The following is a 17394-nucleotide window of genomic DNA, read 5'->3' as shown; positions in this document are numbered from 1 at the left end:
TCTCCTATTTTCGTATAGATGAAAGGAGCGAGTATGGAAGTAATGCAATTATTGGCTATGTTTCGTGGAACAATTCCAAAAGATAGGGAGAAAATGGACCTATTTCTTCGTTATCAAGCGCAACATTTTGATGAGAAATGGCAGGATTTGGTAGAGAGTTTTTTGACTAAAGAGGGCAAAATAGAAGAGATACCTCATGTCTATTCGTTTCATCAAGATATTGTTTCTTTCCTAGAGGCCAGTTCTGAAAATAATGACCAAGATTTAGAAAGTTACACAAGAAAATTTGGACAAGCAGGTCTAAGTAAATTATCTCAATTAAGTAATTTTGAGAAAAACTTGGTGCTAGAAGTCGCAACCTATAACCTTTCCACTCGATTTTATATCCAATCTGAAAAAGAGAAGCTAACACCATTAAGTGAGCTTGTATTTCATCAGAATCAGGATGTCAATTTAGTCAATGTCTATCGGGTTGCGAATAATCTATCTGACCGTATTAGTAGAGATATAGAGGAATTTCTTCTAATGGTTGATTCCAAAGAACTAAAAAAAGAACTTCTTGAGATTCATTTTGAAGAAAAAGAGGGAGATGCTCTAGCCTATTTGGGTTCAGAATTGATGGCTACTTTAGATACCGTTACGGATCTTGTCCATCATGAAGAAAACTACACACAACTCCCACTGACACAAAAGCTGAAGATTATTACTCATTTTGATGAAGTGAAAGCTATAAGAGAAAAGTCTAAGCAAGTAGCGGAAGCGGTCTTACCTTTAGATAATATTGACCAGGTAGAAGAAAATGTGGAAGTTCATTCCCTATCTAAAGTAGATAAAATTGTAGAAGAAGCTTTGAGGGAATATCCAATCGGTTCACAAGTAAGTTATAAAGGACAAGTATTTCAATTGGTTTCGATTGAAAATGCACAGTTAAATGACTTAGTTCGCCTAGAGCTATTCAATGATTCTAACCAGTTATTTGAAGAGAACCCTATTTTATACTTGAACAGTTTGGAAGAGATTGAACAAGTATTGTCTCATGTAGAACTTGAAAAAGAAGATTCAGAGATTGAGATTAATCCATCAAGTGAAAGTCAGGAAATAGATTTGTTTTCCTACCTGGAAGAAGATAATGAAAAGGATAAGGAAATAAAACCTTTAATTTCAGGTATAGAAGAGACGGATGTTACTGTTCAAGATTTTGTTTTTCCAGATGACTTAGAGGACTTTTATCCTAAGACAAATCGAGAAAAGATTGAAACGAATATCGCCGCAATTGAACTTGTTAAAAGATTAGAAAAAGAGGGACGACAAGCGAATCCAGAAGAACAAGAACTACTAGCCAAGTATGTTGGATGGGGTGGTCTTGCCAATGAATTTTTCGATGAACTCAATCCAAAGTACGAATCAGAACGTTTAACTCTTAGGAGCTTAGTAAGTAAATCAGAATACTCCACCATGAAACAAAGTTCTCTTACAGCCTATTATACAGACCCAATGATTATTCGCCAGATTTGGCAAAAATTACTGGATGATGGTTTTGAAGGAGGAAGGATTTTAGATCCTTCTATGGGGGCTGGGAACTTCTTTGCGGCTATGCCTAGAAGTATACGAGAGAGGTCAGAACTCTATGGAGTTGAATTAGACAGCGTGACAGGCGCAATCGCAAAACAACTCCACCCCAATACCCATATTGAAGTGCGAGGATTTGAAGAAGTTTCCTATCAAAATAATAGTTTTGATTTAGTCTTAACGAATGTTCCATTTGGAAATTTTCGCATTGCAGATAAAAACTATGATAAACCTTATATGATTCATGATTACTTTGTCAAACACTCACTTGATTTAGTAAGAGATGGAGGACAAGTTTCGATTATCTCTTCTATTGGCACAATGGATAAGCGGACAGATAATGTCTTACAAGAGATTAAAACCAAAACTCATTTTTTAGGGGGTGTTCGTTTGCCGGATACGGCTTTTAAAAAGATTGCAGGTACTCGAGTGACCACAGATCTCCTCTTCTTTCAAAAGGATCAAGCAAAGAATCTTAATGAGGAGGAACTTGTTTTTAGTGGCTCTATTCCCTTTGAGGAGGATAAGCGTGTCTGGATCAATCCTTATTTTGATGGGAAATACAATACACAAGTTTTGGGTCAATATGAGGTACGTAATTTTAATGGAGGAACCCTCAATGTTAAGGGGGAATCAGAAACATTAGCTACTGACATAATGAAAGCATTAGAGAATGTAGAAGCACCTAAACAAATTGACAATTCTTTGAAAGCACCTGTTTTTATCCAAGAAGAAGTGGATAATTCTATCCCAAGTCGTATACGTGAGGACTTAACGCTCTATTCTTTTGGATATGAGGGAAATCAAATTTATTACCGAGATACGCATGGCATTCGGAAAAGTTCAAAAGTTGACGAAATTAGTTATTATGTAGATGAGAAGGGAGATTTTAAAGCTTGGGACAGTTCTTTGTCTGAACATAAAATAGACCGATTCGTGCAACTTCATTTGACTGATGAGGAAGCACTAGATGTTTACAAGTCAGAAGAAGCGAGTAAAAGGGGGAAATATAAGGGACTGTTCAAAAAAACTGTCTTTTATGAAAGTCCCTTATCGGATAAGGATATTAGTCGCATTAAGGGCATGGTTGATTTGAGAGAGACCTATCAATCCTTAATTGAAATTCAACGTCATCCAGATTATAGTCGGACAGATTTTCAGGTATTACTTAGTAAACTCAATCGTGACTATAATCGCTTTGTAAGTCAATTTGGATACTTGAATGCCTCAGTCAATCGGAACTTATTTGATAGTGACGATAAGTATTCTTTACTAGCAAGTTTAGAAGATGAATACATTGATTCTAAAGATCAGAAAGTAAAATATAAAAAATCTTTAGCCTTTGAGAAAGCATTGATTAGGCCGGAGAGAGTGATTGCAAGAGTTTCAACGGCTCTAGATGCCTTAAACTCTAGTTTATCGGATGGTAGAGGGGTTGATTTAGACTATATGGTATCAATTTATCCCGAACATAGCCAAGCTGCTATTTTAGATGAGTTAGGTGACCAGATTTTAATGGATCCAGAAAGTTATTTAAGAGGAGAAAGAAAATATCTTTCTAAGAACCAGTTTTTATCAGGAGACATTCTCAACAAGATAGAAGTAGTTCAACTATTAGTGGAGGAAAACAACCAAGAATATGATTGGAACCATGCTTTAGATTTGTTAGAATCTGTTCGCCCTCCAAGGATTCATCTGGCAGATATTGAGTTTAAAATAGGGTCACGTTGGATTCCTCAATCCGTTTATGGTAAATTTGCTTTTGAATGTTTTACCAATCGTGAATTTGAATTGTCTTCGCCAGATGTTGAACAAGTCATTGAAGTGAATCCTGTCGATGGCCAGGTTCATTTAAGGACATCATTTGCTTATCGCTATCCAAGTGCCAAAGATAGTAGTCTTGGAGTCAGTGGGTCACGTTATGATACAGGAAGAAAGATTTTTGAGAATTTACTTAATTCGAACCAACCGACGATTACCATGACTGTTACGGAAGGAGAAAAGAAAAAGACTATCACAGATTTGGAAAAAACCTCTGTTCTAAGAGCAAAAGAGCAGCATTTACAAGAGCTCTTTCAAGAATTTGTATCACGGTATCCAGAAGTCCAACAAGTCATTGAAGAAAGTTACAATCGTCTTTATAATCGAACGGTTAGTCGAGAGTATGATGGTAGCCATCTAGTCATTGATGGCTTGGCACAAAACATCAGTCTTCGCCCTCATCAAGAGAATGCCATTCAAAGAATCGTAGAAGAAAAAAGAGCTTTATTAGCTCATGAGGTAGGTTCAGGAAAGACCTTGACCATGCTTGGTGCTGGGTTTAAATTAAAAGAGTTGGGGATGGTTCATAAGCCCTTGTATGTGGTGCCCTCTAGTTTGTCTGCTCAATTTGGCCAAGAAATCATGAAATTTTTCCCTACTAAAAAAGTCTTTGTGACCACTAAGAAAGATTTTGTGAAGGCGAGAAGAAAACAATTTGTGTCACGTATTATTACAGGAGATTACGATGCCATTGTCATTGGGGATTCTCAATTTGAAAAAATCCCTGTCAGTAAAGAAAGACAGATGAATTATATCGAGGATAAACTCAATGAACTACGAGAGATTAAAACACATTCTGAAAATAAGTATACCGTTAAAGAAGCAGAACAATCAATAAGTGGTCTAGAGAAACAATTGGAAGAACTCCAACGTTTCAATCGTGATAGTTTTATTGATTTTGAGAACTTAGGAATTGATTTTCTCTTTGTGGATGAAGCACATCACTTTAAAAATATTCGTCCAATTACTGGACTTGGAAATGTAGCAGGGATTACCAATACAACCTCTAAGAAGAACGTGGATATGGAAATGAAGGTTCGACAGATTCAGGAAGAACATGATTTTAAAAATATTGTCTTTGCGACAGGAACACCTGTTTCAAATTCAATTAGTGAGCTGTATACTATGATGAACTACATTCAACCGGATATCTTAAAACGCTATCAAGTTGATTATTTTGACTCTTGGGTAGGTGCTTTTGGAGAAATTCAAAACTCTATGGAATTAGCTCCTACAGGGGATAAGTACCAGCCTAAGAAACGATTTAAAAAGTTTGTCAATCTACCTGAGTTGATGAAAATCTATAAAGAAACAGCCGACATTCAAACGCAAGATATGTTGGATTTACCTGTTCCAGAAGCTCGTATTATACCTATTGAGAGTGAGTTAACTGAAAACCAGAAACTCTATTTAGAAGAATTAGTTATGAGGTCAGATGCGGTTAAATGTGGAACAGTTGATCCAAGCCAGGATAACATGTTAAAGATAACAGGTGAGGCACGAAAATTAGCTATTGATATGCGTTTATTAGACTCTAGTTATAGTCTAGCAGACAATCATAAACTGCTTCAGGTAGTGGATAATGTTGAAAGAATTTATCGTGAAGGAATGGAAAATAAGGCTACTCAGATGATTTTTTCAGATATTGGAACACCTAAAAAAAAAGACAATGGCTTTGATGTTTATTCTGAGATTAAGGCTTTATTAGTTGATAGAGGAGTCCCTAGTAAGGAAATTGCCTTTGTACATGATGCCAATAGTGATGAAAAGAAGAATAGTTTGTCTCGAAAGGTCAATGCAGGAGAGGTGCGGATCTTACTTGCCTCAACTGAAAAAGGAGGAACAGGTTTAAATGTTCAGAGCAAGATGAAAGCAGTTCATCACCTGGATGTACCGTGGAGACCAAGTGACATTCAGCAACGCAATGGACGGATTATCCGACAGGGAAATGAAAACAAGGAAGTGGATATTTACCACTACATTACCACAGGTTCATTTGATAATTATCTATGGGCAACTCAGGAGAACAAACTCCGTTATATTAAGCAGATTATGACTTCTAAGGAGCCGATTCGTGCTGCAGAAGACATTGATGAGCAGACCATGACAGCTTCTGATTTTAAGGCACTAGCAACAGGTAATCCTTATCTCAAATATAAGATGGAACTAGAGAATGATCTAACTCTATTAGAAAATCAAAGACGCGCCTTTCAACGCAGCAAGGATCACTATCGTCATACAATCTCTTACTGTGAAGAAAATATGCCCATTCTTGAGAAACGATTAAGCAAATATGAAGGAGACATTCAACAGTCTGAAATGTCGAAAGACCAGGCATTTTCTATGACGGTAGGTAAGCAAGCTTTTGATCAACGATCTGAAGCAGGGGAATCCCTACACCGTCTTATCCGTCATAATCAAGCTGACAGCAAAGAATTCCGTACCCTAGCAAGCTATCGAGGATTTGACATTAAAATGCTTAGTCTTCCAACAAATCAACCTCTTCCTGAAACCTTCTCTGTTAAGATTGTAGGAGAAAATCAGTATTCTGTCAGTTTAGATCTGTATTCTCCTTTGGGGACAATTCAAAGGCTTCAGCATACGATTGATCACATTAAAGAGGACCAAGTGAAAACTCAGAACTTATTGGATGAATTAAAGGATAAATGGAATACTGCTAAAGTAGAAATTGAGAAAAACTTTCCAAAGGAAGAGGATTATCAAACTAAAAAGGCCGAATACGATGTACTCGCGCCATTGATTGAAACGGAAACGGATTTAGATATTATTGATCAGGCCTTAAGACAATTCCATGAAAAAGGAAAAGAAAAGCAAGAACAACTTTCTTTTGAATTGGAGTAAAAAATAGATACAAATAGCGGACAAGAAAAGAAAAGCGCGGTAGAATAAGGATAGAAAGAAACGAGGTAACAATTATGATGGAAGATACCTATTATCAATTAGAAGAGGCTTTGGTACAGGGATTTCAAACACCTGAAGAATACCAAGCCTACAAGGAACTAAAGGAACATTATGAGGAAGTGACAGGGGATTACAGTTTTTCTAAACGAGAACTTACTAGTCAATTGGAAATTGCTCTTCAGAATCATCGAGGTGTGGACTTTGAAGAACATGAGAAAGAGGAGTATTTGGACTTAGTTCAAAAATTAGAAGAGTTTGATTCCTCTCTTGCCACCCATTATCGTCAATTGATTGACTAGAAAGGAGAAAGTCATGAATGATTTATTCCTTATCCCAGTATTTTTTTTAGCAGTAGGAGGAATTCTCATTCTTTTATGGAGACTCTTTCTTATTGCCAGTGGACTTTTCCTTATTGGTTTTGTCAGTTTTCTTATTTTTGTAGAGGTCTATGGAATTTATTTATTCTTTACTGAACCGACCCTTTATATGGAAGATTTATCTCAGAATGGTCTGATCAGTTTTACAGTATTTTATGTAACTTTTAATCTAGCCTTTCTTGTCTTTGGTATTTTAAAAATTATCAGTTGGAAAAGAGAGTAAAAAAACAGTTGAACAAGGTTGTTCAGCTGTTTTTTATATAGGCGCTAAATTACAGAATTGTAATTATAAGGCGATGATAATGATGATTTCAAGTAAAATCAATATGAATCTTCTTTTGGGAATATTCATGTGAAACCTCCTTTAATAAATTAATAAAAACTTTAATTATTATGGTATAATCTAGTCATATTTTATCACATGGATAGATTTTATTTGAGATTTGTCCCATATTTGCTCATGGAGGTATAGGATGTTAAAAAAATTTGGAGAAATATATAAATTATTTAGAGAATCAAGAAAAATTACTCTTAGAGAGATTGAGCACAAAGGAATATCACGTTCACAGCTGTCTAGGTTTGAAAAGGGGGAGACAGATTTAACGATAACAAAATTTTTGTTGGCTCTTGAACAGATAAATGTTCCCATCGAGGAATTTATGTTTGCAGCTAATGATTTTAAAAGAGATCACTTTTATCAACTTATAGATGAAGTTAAGCAGTGTTTCCTTAAGAGAAACGTGGCTAAATTACATAAAATGTTGATTAAACTCATGGAAAATGATGATTTATCTATTTTTTCAACAATCGAAATTATTTTTTTAAAAATAAAATTACAAGAACTTTCTAACGAAGAATATTTCAGCGATACGGATATAAACAGAATAACCAATTACTTATTTAGTGTTGATTATTGGGGAATGTTTGAAATTTTATTATTTGGAAATATCATGTATATTTTCAATCATGAAACATTTCTATTATTATCTAAAGAGATGTTACATAGAACTGAGTTTTATCATGACATACCTAGTTATAGAAGAGTAATCGCTAGTATGGCTCTAAATGCTTTTATCATTTGTATTGAAAGAGATTATCTAACGGATGCAAAATATTTTGAAAAACAAATTTCGCATTTTTATTTTGATGAATCCGAAATTTATGAACGGTTGATTTTTACATATGCACGCTCTTTTTATGAATTTAAAAAAGAACAGACAACAAAATCAATCCTAAAAATGAGAAAAGTAATTGGATTTATGCGTGCAGCAGAATGTGAGAAACTTGCAGAAAGATATGAGGAGCATTTAATTAAAATATTAGCACCTTTATCAGATGATAAATGAAAGTGCAGATTTGGGACAAAATAGAATTAGATTTATAAAGTGATAAACTATGCTCGTAAGCTTACAAATATAATTTAAAGCAAAGAAGGGATAGTCATGGCTAGTTTAGAGAAATATGAATTGATGGAAACTGAACTAACAGCAATTAGTACAGCAGATTCAGAATTATCAATGAGGTATTATTATTCGAAACAGTTAGCCTGGCAAATGGAGCCAACGACAGGGGTAGTTTATATTTTAGATAAACAGATAAATAAAATGTTTTTACTGGAAGATTCCTCAAAAGATATTTGGCTTTCTTTTTCCAAGCAGAGGACTTATAATCAAGTTTTACTAAGCCTTTCTGAGATATATGGCTGTGACATTTCTGAAATTAAGTCACTGGTAGATGAGTTTGTACTAGAACTCTTAGAGAATGGACTAATTTATGAACTCTGAATTCTATGATAATGATATATACGCTTTAGCTTCAAAAAACAAAACATTACTATCTGTTACTATAGAATTAACAACAAGGTGTAATTGGCGGTGTAAGCATTGTTATCTTCCTTCGTATGTCACTAAGGGGATTTCAAGAGAATGTCTTTATGAATTGTTTCAGGATTTGAGAGAGATGGGGACGTTTGAATTGCTCTTTACAGGTGGTGAGATATTTACACGACCAGATACATTGGAAATTATTAGAGATGCTAGAGAGATGTTCTTTGATGTTAAATTGTTTACGAATGTTTCATTGTTGAATGAGGAGATAATTAAGGCGTTAGCTGAATTGAATATTTCTCAAGTATCATGTACGGTGTTTTCAATGAATGAAAATATCCATGATCAAATAACTTCAGTTAAAGGTTCACTAAAGAAAACGGTAGCCAATTTGAATTTATTAAAAGAATACGATATACCAGTGGAAGTTAAACAGATTATTCTTACTACCAACCAAAATTGTATTGATGAAGTGTCAGAGTTTTGTAAAAATATGAATTTTAAGCATTTAGCTACAACGAATATCTTTTATAAAACTGATGGTAATGCCACCCCGTCTATATTTCGTGTGAGTGATCAGTTCTTAAATGAGAATATAGTAAAAATAGACACAATTAGAAATTTTAGATGTTTCGAAAATAATTCAAGTATGTATGTCTGTAATGCAACAAGATACAGTTGTACTATTGAATCAAATGGAAATTTTTTAGCATGTAATAATTTAAACATGCCTATTGGAAACATATTAAACACTTCCATCAAGGATATTTGGTTAAATTCTACTACTTTACACGAGATTCAAAATAAGAAATTTAGCGAATTGGAGAAGTGCCCAAGTTGCCCACTTAATAAGTATTGCAATAGATGTAGTGGTATAGCATTACTTGAGGATAAATCTCTTTGGGGATGTTTAAAATCTGAGCGTCAAGTAGCTAGAGCAAGGTATGTTAATCAAGACTATTATTCTGGCATTGGTATAACGAGTTTTCATTGTTAATTTTTAGTTAGAGAGATATGAAGTGTTATTTTTAATTCCTCTGGAGAGAGGCATATAAGTACTACATGATGGGAAAGGAGAGAGGGTTCATGGCTAAAGTTTTCAAAAAACCACAATTGGTTGTTAAAACACCAACAGTTGTTGTCAGTAGTACAAAGTCAGCACTATGTAGTGGTGGAAGTTCTCATATTGTTGTTGACACAAGTAGTAACTAATCAACTTTTGATTAGACGTTGCTAAAGGTAATGCAAAGGATGATTAAATAATTTTAACTTGTATCATTCTTTGCTTACCTTTTTAGGAGTTGTGATATGCATGACTGAAACTATTAAAGATATAACAGATGTTATAAAATTATACCGAGAAAATCGTAATTTATACTCAGTAACGATTGAAATAACTTCGTTTTGTAATTGGAGATGTGAACATTGTTACATTTCAGAATATAATCAGAAAGGATTTGATTTAGATACTTTTAGAAATCTCTTAGTTCAATTACGAGAGTTAGGTACATTTGAAATTGTTTTTACAGGAGGAGAAGTGTTTGCACATCCTTTTGCTATGAAATATATTAAGATTGCTAGGGAAATGTTTTTCAATGTAATTATCTATTCAAATGTGTCAATGTTGAATGAGCAACGTATTGCAATTTTGTCAGATCTATATATTGATTATATTTCTTGTACAATATTCTCAATGGATAAAGAGATTCACGATCAGATTACCAATAAAAAAGGTTCATTGGAAAGATGTCTTCATAATCTAGAATTATTAAAGAAATTTGATATTCTAGTAGAGGTAAAAACACCTCTATTTTTACAAAACATTAACTCCATTGATAAAGTATATGATTTTTGTAAGAAAAATAATTTCAAATATAAGGTTGATACCCAAATTGTTCCAAGGAGAGGTACGATAGGAAATGAGGTTAGAGTGAAATCGTTGACTCTAAAACAACTAATTCCAATACAGAAAAAAATAGATGAAATAAATGGTGTTACTTTTGTTCATAAGAATGAAAATTTTTTAACGTGTAGTTCTGTGGAGTTATCACTATATATAACATGTTTAGGAGCAGTACAACCATGTTCTCTTTACAGTAGGAGTATTGGAAATATATATCTGACCCCTATCAGAGAAATATGGAATAGATCGGCTTTCAATAAGATAGCAAAATACACTTTAAAAAACAGTAAGAATTGTAGTACATGTGCGATTTCTAATTATTGTACGCAATGTCCTGGTATTGCATTATCAGAATCGGGAGACAGTAGAAATTGTTCTACGATATGCAAAAAAACAGCTTTAGCAAGGAGTATAGTCTATGCAGATTTATCTTAAACCGCTGCGTTGGTATCTTTTCTTTAATCTGGTTTTTGGTGGTATTTCCAATGTCTGCACTGCCTTGCTACCCTATTTCACCCAGGAATTGGTTAGGGGGCATTATCAAATTGCCTTGTATGGCTACTGCCTGGCGGTGTTGTGCTATCTGGGTTGCAACTATATCCAGATGCGTTTGGATTGGAAGCAGGCAATTCTCTTTTCCACTCATCTTAAAAATGACTGGTTTCAGGCGCTTTTGGAGCTGGGACACCACGATTTCAAGCAGAAAACGGTGGCAGAGTACATTTCCTATCAATCAAACGACCTAGATTCCTTGGAGAAGGACTACCTACCACCTCTTATGAGTTTTATCAAGCAAATTCTGAGGATTCTCATTTACACTGTGGTGATTAGTCGCACCATCAATCCTTTGGTCGCTTTGATTTTGCTTGTTTCGACAGCTGTCAGTATTCAAATTCCCAAGATTGTGGGGAAGTTAACCGCCCAACGTCGGCAGGTTTATCTAGAAAAGCAGGGAAATTACTATCGTACTTTGGAGGATTTGCTCAAGGGACACCATCTGGTCAATCAAGTCACCTTGTCTGGCTTTCAGGACCAGCAACGAAATGCTCTAAACACCTTGCAGGATAAGTATCTGGGCTATGGTTTGACCAAAATCATGGGTATCCTGCTGACGGGGCTTTCCTTTGAGTTTATCAGCATTGTCCTTTTCGCTTATCTCGCTTACTCCCTTGCCACCCAGCAGTTGGGCATTCCTGAGGTTGTGGCTAGCTTTGGCTATATCACTGCTTTTTCGGAGCCAATTCAGGAAATCCTATACGACTTGCAAATGCTGGAGTCGGTCAAACCTGTGGTGCAAAGTTTTCAAGCAATTGTCAGCTGTCCGTCCGCTGTTCAGGCACCTCAGATGTCTTTCGAGACCCTGATGCTAAACCATATCACCAAGCGACTGGGGGAGTCTAGCTTGACTATTCCCCACGTTGAAATTCGCAAGGGGGACAAGATTGCCCTCATCGGCGAAAATGGTTCTGGAAAGAGTAGTCTGCTCAACATTTTAAACGGGACTGACCGAGATTTTCAAGGCGAAATCTTACTTGATCATCTCCCTGTTCATCAACTCTGGGGCAAATTTGGTATGATTTTGCAGCAGGAGCATACTTTTATTTCTTCTTATGACAATAATGTCACCATTTTCAAGACTTTAGATGAGAATTTCAGGGATGAGGAGTTTGAAAAGACACCACCCCAATCTCTATCAGGTGGACAGCAACAACGCATGTATCTTAATCGTGAGAAAAATCGTCAGAGTCCGCTGATTATCATGGATGAGCCTTTTTCTGCCTTGGATGCTAGCCAGTTTCAAAAGGAATTGGACAAGGTTCTCAGCTTGCCAAGTGCTGTTATCATCACCCTCCACCGTCAAGAAGAGGCGTTAGAACGATTTGACCAGGTCTGGGAAATCAAGGATGGGGAGTTGGTTGTTGTGAGAAGAGTTCTAAAACATGACTAACATAAGCTTTTCAAAAGTTCAAAAGAGTTTTCATAAGAATGTGATTTTGGATATTCCTGATTTTCATCATCTATTATCTAGTCATTATAAAACTGATCATACGCTTTCAACGCATTTCGGTTTTTTTGGGGGTTTAAATGCCGTGCGCTTGTTTTAGTCAGGCCTCGTTTTTCCTGTGATCAGCTCGGTGAATTTGAGACAATTATTTGATAGTATTATAAAAAATTAAGGATTCTTTTTCAATGTAGAGTCCTTTTTCTATTGTGATACTTTTTTCAAGATTTATCTGGTATGCTTGACCTAGTTTTTATAGAAAGAAGGTCTAAGATGTTAAATAAAGTCAAAACTAAAGCCTTAATTAGTGTTGGAGCAGTGGCTGCAACTAGCTTTATTCTCATGATGGGATATACTGCTGGTCAACATTCTACTGCTAAACAAAGTCGTAAAGAGATTGAATTGGCTGCAGCTAAACTTGTAGAGGACAAACAAGCAGAAGATAAAGCAAGTATTTTGTCATCAGATACTGTAAAAGAATTTTTGACACAGTACTATACGAAAGAAAAGCTCGGAGAAAATAATACACGTATTCAACCTTATATGACTGAATCAGCTTATTCTCAAGAATTGTCAAGTCAAAATGATGCCATGAACCAAGTGTATAAGGATTATATTTTGGATTATCATTTTGAAAAAGCTAATATCTTTGTCAATCAGACTACGAATCAAGCCATTGCTATGGTGTCTTATAATGTAACCTATGTATCCGATTTAAAGAATGCCAACCAATCAAAGACCAATCAGACAGAAACCAGAACGGTTAAGTTGTCTTATTCGAAACTACCAGGTAAGTTATTGGTCAATCAAGTACAGGTTTGGAAATCTGGGTTAGATGATTTAGATAAGGCAACTCCTAAAACTTTAGAAGAATCATCATCAATACCATCACTGCCAAATACTACGACAAAATGATGATGTTTGATGAATATAGAGGAATGTAAGCAAATTTCAATTCTTGATGTAGCCAATCGTTTAGGTATCTACTTTAAACAAGTTTCGAGCAGTGTCTATGAGCATTCTGAACACGATTCATTTCGGATTTTTTCAACTACCAATACTTTTAAATGGTTTTCAAGAGATATTCAAGGTGATGTCATTGATTTTGTTCGACTTGTTAAGGGAATTTCCTTTAAAGAAGCTCTAGCCTTTCTTTCTGAAGAACCTTTTCAAAAAGAAGCTGTTCAAGAAAATAGAGATAGACCATTTTATTATCCTTTAAAGAGAATAGAAGATTCTAGCTGTAGTCTGGCTAGATATTATTTAACAGAATGTAGAGAAATCTCAGAAGAAATCGTACAAAAGATGATTCAACAAGGTTTGATAGCACAAGCCAGTTGGAAAACAAATGAAACTGTTGAACCTGTTATTGTTTTTAAAAGTTTTGATCATCGTCACAAACTGCAGGCAACAAGCTTACAAGGAATTTATAAGAATCACTCTCTTCCTAGAGAAAGGTTAAAAACGATTCTAAAAGGAAGCCATGGACATGTTGGAATATCCTTTGACATTGGTAAACCAAATAGACTGGTCTTTTGTGAATCGTTCATCGACTTGATGAGCTATTACGAACTTCATCAACAAAGTCTATCAGATGTTCGCTTGGTATCTATGGAGGGATTAAAAAGGTCTGTTGTCGCTTATCAAACTTTACGACTGATAGCTGAAGAAAATCAGAAGTTGGAATTCTTAGATACAGTAACACCTTCAAAGTTATTGCCTTTGATCAATACAATTCGTGATACCACTACCTATTTCAATAATCATCCTGATTTATTGACACTTGCGGTAGATTGTGATGATGCAGGTAAAGATTTTTCTGATAAGTTATCTCAATCAGGATTTCCTGTTTTACTGGATTTACCTGATAATGAATCTGGGAAAGAAAAAAGAGACTGGAACGATATTCTTCGGGAAAAGAAATCAGATTTACAATTGATGATCGAGACTACAAAAGAGACATTGAGGAATCAACCAGTAAGACAAACCTCTCAATGTTTAGAATTGTGATAACAAAATCAAGATGTTTTAGCTAATATTAGAATGAAGGAGGATCGTATATGACCATTATTGAACGCTTAGAAGAAAAGGTCACTAGGCAAGAGAGTAAGGTAGCAAGAGAGACAGAAAAACTCGCTACTTACAAAGAACAACTGGAGACAGCGATGTTTGCGACGTTCAAAAGGCGTCAAAGCATCAGTCACATGAGTTTTGAAGAAGCACTTGACCATGCCTTTGGTAAAGAAAGGCAATTCGATGATTCTGAATTTAGAAAGGATGAAATGAGTGAATGACAAAAGATTGGAATTTTAATCAGCCATTAGAAAGTAAATCAGAAAATCAAGGGGATTCAGATAAAATTGCGGCCTTATTTGGAAATCATCAAGGAGGTAATGAAGTAAATTATGAAGCAGCTTTTCAAAAGCGAAAACAAGCACCTGTGACGGAATCAAATCCTAGTTCTAAACCCAAAGTTGCAGAGGTTAGAACAGGAAAAGAGACAGATATCACTACAAGTTATCAGCAACATCTTAAAAGACTGATTGCGGATAACAATAGCGATATTGAAAGTAGTCAAAAGAAAATTGAAGGGCTACATACTTTGATTGACACAAAGAATAAAGACAATAAGAAATTGCAGTCAATTTATGATGCGATTTCCGAATTACACTAAGCAGTCCTGATAGGCTGCTTTTTTTGGGAGGTTATAGATGTTTACAACATTTTTTAAGAAAAACCAAGACAATGGTGATGTATTTAAGAAGCTAATTTATAGACTATCTGATATGTCTGTCCAAGATCTTGAAAAAATAGACCGACTGTTAGATATCATTTTTACTCCAAATCAAGAATCACAACAACTAAAAACAGAATCAACTTACAGAGAAGAAACTTTGGATGACACATTAAAGGAAGCTAAGAATCAACTTCATAAGGAACAATTGGAGAAGAATTTAGAGAGGTTTAGGAAAGACGGAAGGAAGTGAATAGTTTTATACAATTTTCTTTTACTTGAATAAAGTCTTGTGTTATACTTTTAGTATAGACTAGAGAAGGAAGTAAATATTTTGGAGTTGACTACCAAGCAGGAAAAGCAACTAGGTCAGACGCAGTGGTTTCATGCTACATTATTGAGACATTTAGAATCCTTAAAAAGTGGTATAGATGTTAAATTTAATTTAGGAAGTGAGCTAGATTTTGGTCCTGGTTTCTATATCACGCCTGACTTTGAACAAGCTAGAAAATTTATTAACAAGCAAGTTGAAGTATTAAATCGAAGCAGCTCTAATAATAATATTTTTGACTCAGAAGAAGAAGTAGGAATTATAGTAGAATTTCGTATTTCAAATTTTATAGAAATTTTTAAGAACCCTGACTATCATTGTCACTATTTTGCAAAACATAAAAAGTCAGAGTCAGATTTAGATTTTGCTGAATTTGTCGTTCAAAATCGGGAAAATCCAGATGAATTACAACACCATTTTGATTTTATCTATGGTGTTCAGACTGATGACAATCCAACCCAAGCTTTAGCTCGTTTTCGTCAGAATGAAATTACAAAAGAAGAAATGCTTGCTGAGTTTAGAAAACCATATTCTTTTAAACAATTATCCATCCACAACCAATCTTTTTGTGATATAATGAAAATAGAGATGGTTTATCAATCAAAAACAGGAGAGGAGTTACAAAAATGGCAGTAGTATCATTGGAAAATAATATTAGACTATATAGTTCAGAATTATTTCAAGCACTATTAAAAGCCTCTAATTATAAATTGGATAAGCGTATTGCTCAGACTGTTGCAGAAGGCTATGCTCGTAATCTAGATTATTCTGATCCTGAACTGATGCATGTTGGTGTAACTTCGGTTGCTAACAATCTGCTTACAAAAATTAAACAAGAGTATTTTAATGTATAGTATTTTAAAAAGCCACCGAAAAAGGAATTACTCTTTAAGGTGGCTTTTTTAGGAGTAAAGTTTAGGCTAGAAAAACAAGAAGTAACGCACCAAAAATGGTGCATTTCTTTTTTCTAAATGTTATGGCTCTTTGTCAACTGCAGTGGGTTGAAGAAAAGCTAAGATCTAGAAAGGACACATTTCGTCCTTTCTTTTTTGATGTTCAGAGCGATAAAAATCCGTTTTTTGAAGTTTTCAAAGTTTCGAAAACCAAAGGCATTTCGTTTGATGAGTTTAATGAGATTATTAGTCGCTTCCAATTTGGCGTTAGAATAGGGTAGTTAAAGGGCGTTGACGTTCCAAAGGAAACAGCACAACTCTTGAAAAGTATGGGATATGAAGTACAATTAGCTTTGATTGCGACAAAGCCTAAGCTGTCCTATCTGAGCACCCTTATCCGTTATGAAGAACTGTACGCTATCAATCCAGATCAAGCACGCGCAACTCCAAAAGAACATCATGATTTCATTGTAAATTATCTAGTTGATAATACAAGACAATTGGAAAAACTAGCTATCTTTGAAAGAATTCAAATTCACCAACGAGATAGAAGTTGTGTATACGATTCAGAAGAAGATAAAACTTCAGTAGCAACCGTTCTTCATGATTTACTATTTGGCGAATGGAATCAAGTTGAGAAAGAGATGCTTAAATCAGGAGAAGAAAGATTGAAAGATTTAACTAATCGAAATGGTTGTTAGATCTTAAGTTTTAAAATATAGTCTACTTATAACTTTTGTTAGTTGTTTAAGGTGGGCGAAACTTTTTTAGAACTAAAAAACGCATAGTCTCAGGTGTTGAAAAACTTGAAATTATGCGTTTTCTTGTGGGAAGATTTACTCCATTTTCTTCAGGAATTGAGATTTTGCCCATCTCTTTTTATTATATTTAAGGATACTTGAAAGTTATATTTTAGAAAAACAATTATGGAGTTCTTAATACGGAATATAGTATAAATGCTGATTCAAAGTGGAGTTTTGCATGCTTTTTGCTTTTGTTGAGTATAAAATCTATTA

16 protein-coding genes and 2 pseudogenes are annotated in these 17394 nt (G+C 34.8%); 17 read left to right on the top strand and 1 reads right to left on the bottom strand.

Annotation, left to right across the window (positions count from 1 at the left end; all coding sequences use genetic code 11):
* Positions 1-33: 33 nt before the first annotated feature.
* The 16 genes from E5S68_RS03845 (at position 34) to E5S68_RS03775 (ending at position 16339) form a co-directional block, all read left to right on the top strand.
* Entirely contained in the window at positions 34-6252 is a 6219-nt protein-coding gene (locus tag E5S68_RS03845) for a helicase-like domain-containing protein (RefSeq protein WP_195412012.1), read from the top strand.
* A 74-nt stretch (positions 6253-6326) separates the two neighbouring features.
* The gene (locus E5S68_RS03840; protein WP_000969640.1) at positions 6327-6611 is read left to right on the top strand and encodes a DUF5962 family protein; all 285 of its coding nucleotides are present in this window, start codon (positions 6327-6329) and stop codon (positions 6609-6611) included.
* Positions 6604-6912, top strand: coding sequence for a DUF5966 family protein (locus E5S68_RS03835; protein WP_135782416.1), 309 nt, complete (start codon positions 6604-6606; stop codon positions 6910-6912). Before E5S68_RS03840 ends, E5S68_RS03835 begins: the two co-directional genes overlap by 8 nt.
* Before the next feature lie 250 nt (positions 6913-7162).
* Positions 7163-8035, top strand: coding sequence for an Rgg/GadR/MutR family transcriptional regulator (locus E5S68_RS03830; RefSeq protein ID WP_135782415.1), 873 nt, complete (start codon positions 7163-7165; stop codon positions 8033-8035).
* 96 nt (positions 8036-8131) lie between these two features.
* Positions 8132-8473, top strand: coding sequence for a PqqD family protein (locus tag E5S68_RS03825; protein WP_000157487.1), 342 nt, complete (start codon positions 8132-8134; stop codon positions 8471-8473).
* On the top strand, positions 8463-9512 hold the full coding sequence (locus E5S68_RS03820) for a radical SAM/SPASM domain-containing protein (protein WP_082782024.1): 1050 nt from the start codon (positions 8463-8465) through the stop codon (positions 9510-9512). Before E5S68_RS03825 ends, E5S68_RS03820 begins: the two co-directional genes overlap by 11 nt.
* 89 nt (positions 9513-9601) lie before the next feature.
* The gene (locus E5S68_RS10790; RefSeq protein ID WP_267472554.1) at positions 9602-9727 is read left to right on the top strand and encodes an SSH motif RaS-RiPP peptide; all 126 of its coding nucleotides are present in this window, start codon (positions 9602-9604) and stop codon (positions 9725-9727) included.
* A gap of 100 nt (positions 9728-9827) precedes the next feature.
* Positions 9828-10853, top strand: a complete 1026-nt coding sequence (locus tag E5S68_RS03815) for a radical SAM/SPASM domain-containing protein (protein ID WP_135782414.1) — start codon at positions 9828-9830, stop codon at positions 10851-10853.
* Complete coding sequence (locus E5S68_RS03810; RefSeq protein ID WP_135782413.1) at positions 10837-12366, top strand: ATP-binding cassette domain-containing protein; 1530 nt, start codon at positions 10837-10839, stop codon at positions 12364-12366. The genes E5S68_RS03815 and E5S68_RS03810 overlap by 17 nt, the downstream gene beginning before the upstream one ends.
* 327 nt (positions 12367-12693) lie before the next feature.
* A complete protein-coding gene (locus E5S68_RS03805) occupies positions 12694-13335 on the top strand; it encodes a peptidylprolyl isomerase (RefSeq protein ID WP_135782412.1) in 642 nt (213 codons plus the stop codon).
* Positions 13336-13344: 9 nt separating this feature from the next.
* A complete protein-coding gene (locus tag E5S68_RS03800; protein WP_135782411.1) occupies positions 13345-14430 on the top strand; it encodes a thioredoxin domain-containing protein in 1086 nt (361 codons plus the stop codon).
* A gap of 50 nt (positions 14431-14480) precedes the next feature.
* Positions 14481-14714 carry a DUF5965 family protein gene (locus E5S68_RS03795; protein ID WP_000152426.1) on the top strand — a complete coding sequence of 78 codons (234 nt, stop codon included), beginning with the start codon at positions 14481-14483 and terminating at the stop codon, positions 14712-14714.
* On the top strand, positions 14711-15094 hold the full coding sequence (locus E5S68_RS03790) for a DUF5945 family protein (RefSeq protein WP_135782410.1): 384 nt from the start codon (positions 14711-14713) through the stop codon (positions 15092-15094). The genes E5S68_RS03795 and E5S68_RS03790 overlap by 4 nt, the downstream gene beginning before the upstream one ends.
* A gap of 37 nt (positions 15095-15131) precedes the next feature.
* Positions 15132-15407, top strand: a complete 276-nt coding sequence (locus E5S68_RS03785; RefSeq protein ID WP_135782409.1) for a hypothetical protein — start codon at positions 15132-15134, stop codon at positions 15405-15407.
* Between the two features lie 81 nt (positions 15408-15488).
* Positions 15489-16121 carry a DUF3990 domain-containing protein gene (locus tag E5S68_RS03780; RefSeq protein ID WP_135782408.1) on the top strand — a complete coding sequence of 211 codons (633 nt, stop codon included), beginning with the start codon at positions 15489-15491 and terminating at the stop codon, positions 16119-16121.
* A complete protein-coding gene (locus E5S68_RS03775) occupies positions 16112-16339 on the top strand; it encodes a hypothetical protein (protein WP_135782407.1) in 228 nt (75 codons plus the stop codon). The genes E5S68_RS03780 and E5S68_RS03775 overlap by 10 nt, the downstream gene beginning before the upstream one ends.
* Positions 16340-16497: 158 nt before the next feature.
* Here the strand turns inward: E5S68_RS03775 and E5S68_RS03770 are convergent.
* Positions 16498-16659: pseudogene (locus E5S68_RS03770) on the bottom strand (transposase); the annotation flags it as partial.
* Between E5S68_RS03770 and E5S68_RS03765 the strand changes: the two are divergent.
* Positions 16660-17079 (top strand): annotated as a pseudogene (locus E5S68_RS03765) (zeta toxin family protein); the annotation flags it as partial.
* Between the last annotated feature and the right edge of the window lie 315 nt (positions 17080-17394).

This window comes from Streptococcus rubneri (genome assembly GCF_004785935.1).
Taxonomy (GTDB): domain Bacteria; phylum Bacillota; class Bacilli; order Lactobacillales; family Streptococcaceae; genus Streptococcus; species Streptococcus rubneri.
This window is presented reverse-complemented; position numbering and strand designations above follow the sequence as displayed.